The organism is Streptomyces sp. SID486 (genome assembly GCF_009865385.1).
GTDB lineage: Bacteria > Actinomycetota > Actinomycetes > Streptomycetales > Streptomycetaceae > Streptomyces.
This window is the reverse complement of sequence record NZ_WWJT01000395.1, coordinates 1-2,443: the sequence shown is the minus strand read 5'-3', so window position 1 is coordinate 2,443 and position 2,443 is coordinate 1. Positions and strand designations below refer to the sequence as shown.

The 2,443-nt window shown below is 77.4% G+C and carries 1 protein-coding gene; it reads left to right on the top strand.

The genetic code is table 11. The annotated features are described in order from the left end of the window. On the top strand, positions 1-2,443 hold a 2,443-nt coding region (locus GT045_RS18560), incomplete at both ends, for a type I polyketide synthase (RefSeq protein ID WP_161334847.1).

Genomic DNA, 2,443 nt, shown 5'->3' with positions numbered 1-2,443 from the left:
GTCATCAAGATGGTCATGGCGATGCGCAACGGTGTGCTGCCCAGGACCCTGCACGTGGACCGGCCGTCGAGCAAGGTCGACTGGGACGCCGGGCGGGTGCGGCTGCTGACCGAGCCGCGGGACTGGCCCGCGGGGGACCGTCCGCGCCGGGCCGCCGTGTCCTCGTTCGGCATCTCCGGCACCAACGCCCACGTCATCCTCGAACAGGCACCGCAGGCCCCCGCCGCGCCGCGACCCGCCGGGCCTGAGGGACCCGCCGTCCCGTGGCTGCTCACCGCCAGGACACCCGCCGCGCTCGCGGGCCAGGCCGCCGCCCTCCTCGGCCACCTCGACACCCACCCCGGACTCGACCCGTCCGACGTCGGCTGGTCCCTGGCCACCACCCGGGCCCGCTTCGCGCACCGGGCCGCGATCACCGGAGCGGACCCGGCCGAACTGCGCGGCGCCCTCGCCGCGCTGGCCGACGGCGGCACCGCCCGCAACCTCGTCCAGGGCGCCGCCACCGGCCGGGCCCGGCCCGTGTTCGTCTTCCCCGGCCAGGGCTCACAGTGGTCCGGCATGGCCACCCGGCTCCTCGACGAATCCCCGGTCTTCGCCGCCCGCATGGCCGAGTGCGCCGCCGCCCTGGAGCCCCACACCGACTGGGACTTCCACACCGAGCTGCGCGGCGGCCTCGACCGCGTCGACGTCGTCCAGCCCCTGCTGTGGGCCGTCATGGTGTCCCTCGCCCACACCTGGAGCGCCTACGGCGTCACCCCGGCCGCCGTCATCGGCCACTCCCAGGGGGAGATCGCCGCCGCCTGCGCGGTCGGCGCCCTGTCCCTGGCGGACGGCGCCCGCGTCGTCGCCCTGCGCTCCCGGGCCATCGCCGAGCTGCTGTCCGGCTCGGGCGGCATGATGTCCGTCGGTGAGGGCGCCGACGCCGTGCGGGCCCGGCTCGCCGCCTGGGACGGCCGGCTGTCCGTCGCCGCCGTCAACGGCGCCGCCTCCACCGTGGTCTCCGGCGACGCCGACGCCCTCGACGAACTCCTCACCCGGCTGCGCGCGGAGAAGGTCCGCGCCAAGCGCCTGCCCGTCGACTACGCCTCCCACAGCGCCCACGTCGAGACCCTGCGCGAGCGGCTGGCGGACGTCCTCGACGGCATCCGGCCGCGCGCCACGCAGGTGCCGTTCTACTCCACCGTCACCGGCGGCCCCCTCGACACCACGGAACTCGGCGCCGGCTACTGGTACACCAACCTGCGCGGCACGGTGCTGTTCGAGCAGGCCGTGCGCGCCGCCGTCGCCGACGGCCACCAGCTGTTCGTCGAGTCCAGCCCGCACCCGGTGCTGACCCCCGGGATCCAGGAGACCGACGACGCCGTGGCGGCCGTCGGCTCCCTGCGCCGCGACGAGGGCGGCCGGGACCGGCTGCTGACCGCGCTGGGCGAGGCGTTCACCCACGGGGCGGACGTCGACTGGACCGCCGTCGCCGAGGGCCGCAGCGCACGCCGGGTGCCGCTGCCCGGCTACGCCTTCCAGCACGAGTGGTACTGGCTCGACAGCACCGCGGGCGGCGCCGACGTCACCGCCGCCGGCCTCGCCCCCACCGACCACGCCCTGCTCGGCGCGGCGATGGTCCGGGCCGACAGCGAGGGCGCCGTGCTGACCGGCCGGCTCTCCCCGGGCACCCAGCCCTGGCTGGAGGACCACCGCGTCGGCGGCCGGCTGCTGTTCCCGGGCACCGGGCACCTCGAACTCGCGCTCCGCGCCGGCGACCAGGTCGGCTGCGGCGACATCGCCGAACTCACCCTGCACGCACCCCTGGTGCTGCCCGACCGCGGCGCCGTCCAGCTCCAGGTCACCGTCGGGCCGCCCGCGGGGGAGACCCGCCCGGTCACCATCTGGTCGCGTCCGGAGAGCCCCGACGAGGAACTGCCGTGGACCCGGCACGCCGACGGCCTGCTCGCCCCGACCGGCACCCTCCCGGCGACCGCCGACCCGCTCACCGCATGGCCCCCGCGGGACGCCGAACCCGTCCCGCTCGACGGCCTGTACGACGAACTCGCCGCCCTCGGCCTCGGCTACGGCCCGCTGTTCCAGGGCCTGCGCGCCGCCTGGCGGGCCGAGGACGGCCTGTACGCGGAAGTCGCCACCGACGCCGCCCCCGACGGCTTCGGCCTGCACCCGGCCCTGTCGGACGCCGCCCTGCACACCGTGGGCCTCACCGACGCAGCCGGCGAGGAGGCCCTGCTGCCGTTCGCCTGGTCCGGGGTACGGCTGTACGCCACCGGTGCGACCGGACTGCGCGTCCGGGTCCGGCCGGCCGGCGAGGGCACCGTCTCACTCACCCTCGCCGACCCCACGGGCGCGCCCGTCGCCGCCGTCGAGTCGCTCACCCTGCGGCCACTGCGGGCCGGGGCGCTCGCCGCGGCGGCCCGTCCGGCCCGCGCGGGCGCGCTGT